Annotated in this window: 3 protein-coding genes; 1 reads left to right on the forward strand and 2 read right to left on the reverse strand. The window is 29.3% G+C overall.

Going from position 1 to position 3941, the window contains the following annotated elements; genetic code table 11:
• Nucleotides 1–193: 193 nt before the first annotated feature.
• On the forward strand, nucleotides 194–1342 hold the full coding sequence (locus tag H8909_RS12550) for a CHAT domain-containing protein (protein ID WP_187013061.1): 1149 nt from the start codon (nucleotides 194–196) through the stop codon (nucleotides 1340–1342).
• Between the two features lie 66 nt (nucleotides 1343–1408).
• Here the strand turns inward: H8909_RS12550 and H8909_RS12555 are convergent, their stop codons facing one another.
• Both H8909_RS12555 and H8909_RS12560 read right to left on the reverse strand, forming a co-directional pair.
• Nucleotides 1409–1978 carry a hypothetical protein gene (locus H8909_RS12555; RefSeq protein WP_187013062.1) on the reverse strand — a complete coding sequence of 190 codons (570 nt, stop codon included), beginning with the start codon at nucleotides 1976–1978 and terminating at the stop codon, nucleotides 1409–1411.
• Nucleotides 1968–3875: a hypothetical protein gene (locus H8909_RS12560; protein WP_187013063.1), complete on the reverse strand. Its 1908-nt coding sequence runs from the start codon at nucleotides 3873–3875 to the stop codon at nucleotides 1968–1970. The genes H8909_RS12555 and H8909_RS12560 overlap by 11 nt, the downstream gene beginning before the upstream one ends.
• Nucleotides 3876–3941 lie beyond the last annotated feature (66 nt).

Consider the following 3941-nt stretch of genomic DNA (forward strand, 5'->3'; position numbering starts at 1 on the left):
ACTGATTCACTGCCATCTAAGTATCTTCTACATATTTCAATTTTTTGTTCTTTTGAAAACTTACTTTTTCTTCCCATAAGAAAACCTCCTCAGCAAACAGTGCTTTTAATTATTTGCACTGTCTACTGGGAGGTCATCATATCATAAGAATCTGTCTTTTGAGATAGATATTAGTAGATTCCACAATGAAACAATGGGTGAAAGATTATCATTAGAAGAAGTATCTCATGCAATAGGCAATCATTTGATTATTGATTTCTATGAGCTTGATAATTTGAAATACGGTCTTATCCTCATAAAAGATGGAAAATATTCACAGTTTGTTGTTGACTATGACGACATCATCAATGGTTCATTTATAAATGATGAAGATATTCAATCATTCATTGGTCCTCTTGATGATTATGATCATATCTATATCTGTCCTGATGGTGAACTCTATAACATATCCTTCGAAAGAGTAGTTAACTGTTCAAATATTTCCTACCTAAGTTCTGTACAGACACTCTTTAAGAAGAATACAGATGATGACAGCAATGATCAGCTTGTATCCTTTGTCTATCCTGATTTCTCCGGAAGACTATCAGATGATAATGATAGAGGAGATAAAAAAGGAGTGCTCTATGGTTCATATCTAGAAGGTATGTTCATTCATGATATCTATGGTGAGAATTCTATTGTATATAGTTCATATCAAGCTAACCACAATAATTTTCTTGAAACAAAAAGACCAAGAGTGCTTCATGTATCCACACATGGAGACTATCTAGATAATGAAAATATGGAACCGATGGATAGAGGTATCCTATGCTTATCAGGTTATAACATTGATGAAAATAATTCTGGTTATATCAGTGCCAGAGAAATACAGTATATGGACTTAAAGGGTACAGAACTAGCTGTATTATCAGCCTGTAATACAGGACTTGGTGAGAATATAAGTGGTGAAGGTATCTACGGTATTAGAAGAGCTTTTGAGCTTGCAGGATGCCAGACATTACTTCTTACTGTAGAAGAAGTAGATGATTTCAATTCTGCAATATTTATGAAATCATTCTATGAAAGATATAATGAGACAAACAATATCTATCAGTCCTTCAAGGAAACTAAGGAATATTTAAAAGAACACGGCTTAAAAGAACTCCAAGAATTAAGAGATGTCTTTGAGAAAGAAATGAAGAATGAAATAAACAATCAAATAGTATATACAAGAAATCTCAAAGAACTTAATAATAGAATTGAGGAAAGTAAAACGAGAAGACAAATAGTCAGAAAGAAGAATGGAGAATATGTAGTTGAAGATTGGAACGGATTTATTATTCAAGGAAAGATAGAAAACTAATATTTCATATTAAAAGGGGACAGCGCTATTTACGGTTGCTGTCCCCTTCTCTATAAGATAATTTATTTATTCTTCATATTCATCAATAAGTATTTCAATATTCTCATCATCATAAACATCTTCAACTATATAAGATTGCATATTTGTTTCGGGATCGGGAGACTCCTCATGTATTACATCTAGTTCTTCGTCACCTCTATATACAATAAAATTATGTTCTTCTTTAGATTGTATATTCAGCATATGTTCATCAGTGTAATAATATAAGTAAATCTCGTTCTCTTTATAATCGTCCCCTCCTCTTGTTGCACAAGGAATTAATTGAGTTAATTGTAATGAACAATCAATGCTATTCTTTATATCCTTGATATTATCCTTTATTTTATCAGTTACAAAAGTACCAACTTTTTTAATAAGAGCTGGCTCTACTTCAAATTCCGGAAGTTGTTCTACTTTCTTATAATATTCTTCTAGCGCATCATTGATTTCAATAGATTCTCTCACTAATGCTCGATAGTCATCATTTTCTTGAATTTCATTTCTATGTTTCTTTATAAATTCAATTTGTTCATCTGAAGGATAAAAAGAATTCAGACATTTAATATATTCAATAACCATTTCGTAATTATCTTTCATGATCCTCATCACCTCTATCTCTCAACACTTCGATAAAAATTCTCTGTGCATTTTCTTGATATTCATTTAGCAAATCAAGTTTTTTATTATAACAATGCATAATTTCAGTATTTTTAGATACTGAAATACTGTCAAAAGGATTTTTTTCATTTTTAACATTTTTATATATACGACCACTAAACACCATTAACTTATTACACAAGGCAAAGTATGTATTATCCCTTTTTTGTTTATCAAAGATATCGGGATACATTTCTGGTTTATCAAAGATATCCTTATGACGTATTATATAAACTCCGTACCATCTTAGAATATGAATGTACCAACCCCTACAGTAATTACAATTTACGACATTAATACGTTTTACGAGATCAATACATTTATGATATTCCTCAAAAGTGATTATTGAATCAGCACCTGTATTTTTTGAACCTAAATATTTATAGAAAGTAAAATAGATATAACCTAATCTTATAATTTGTTTTTTAATAATTCTTGCTATATCTTTTATTTTCTTTCTATCATCTCTTGTTACTTTTTTGCTTCTCTTTAATTTGTCAATTAGCGTTTCTAATTGTTCATTCTTTAGTTCTTCGGAATAATTTTTCAAAAGAGGAATTACATATATTACAGAAAGCAAGACAATCCATTCAGATTTACTATAACCATATGTCACAAGTTTTTCTAATATGGCTGATTGCTTACGTATATATTCACAATTACCCTTATCATACTTAATACTTGTACAGTCTGTTTTTTTAGGTAGATCAATACTCTTTTCTCCAACTGGTTCTGAACTCAGGAAATTTCTTAGATCTTCTGTCTCTATTCTATGTTTTTTTGCTATATCGTTTTCTGCATCACTCAATTCTTGTCTTTTTGCTTCCTCTTTTACTAGTCTTGCCTCTTTCTCAGCCTTAAATTTGACTATAGAATCACGAAAATAGCAAGTTATGAATGAATTTAAAACATCGATTTTTTTTGGTTTGTTCTTAATATACTTGAATTCATCCCAGTCATACATAACTGTAAAATAATTAAATTTCTTAAAAAAATCTATAGAAACACTTTCTGTATTCTCAAATTCACACGCATAAAAATAATCTGATAATTTTAGTTCAAAACTGAAAATAAAACGTTGTAATATATTAGAAAGGCAATTACAAACCTCATAAAACATCAAAGCTTTATTTTTAGCTCTCATCTCATCACTTTTAAAAACTATATAACCAGGATTTTTATTTTTATGTATAAAATCTAATGATTCACATATTGTATTTTTATCATACTTAATATTGCCTAGTGATTTTTCAATCTCTTCGTGAAATTCGCTAAATTCAGTAAAGTATTTTGCTTTAGAATTTCTTTTAAACATACTGTATTTGCTAATATCATAGAAATAAGATGATTCACTGAATTCAGAAGCACTCCCACTATTTTTGATACTTAGCTTTTCTTGAAGTGGTACTTCAATTAATCTTTTTATACTATTCTCAGTTAAAAACTTACTATAACTTAAATCCTTAGGTTTATAACTTTTATCAATTGGTGAATATACATAAGCACTATCTATTATGTAACCATCTTCACTTTTAACAGCTAATCTGCGTCTTCTTTTAATGAAAATGAAGTCTGGATCATATGAATCAAGTTGTGTCCTAAAAAATTCCAAATTTTCAGAGATGTCAGAAAAATCCTTCTCACATTTAACTACAGAATATTTTTTTCTTAATGTTTCAAATTCTTCATCAGTACATTTTATATAAAAAGGTGATAAACAATTTCTAAGATATATTAAGTCTGTGATCAGATTTATAAGTTCTGGTTTCTCAACATTTTTAAATTGAATATTACGGAGTGGCAAGGCCACTCCATACGGTAAAATAAGTCCATCCATTACGCTAGAAAAGTCCAGTGAATCCGTTAAACAAGTCCATCATATTTAATATAAAGATTTGCATCT

The sequence above is a fragment of the Catenibacterium faecis genome (assembly GCF_014306455.1).
Taxonomy (GTDB): domain Bacteria; phylum Bacillota_I; class Bacilli_A; order Erysipelotrichales; family Coprobacillaceae; genus Catenibacterium; species Catenibacterium mitsuoka_A.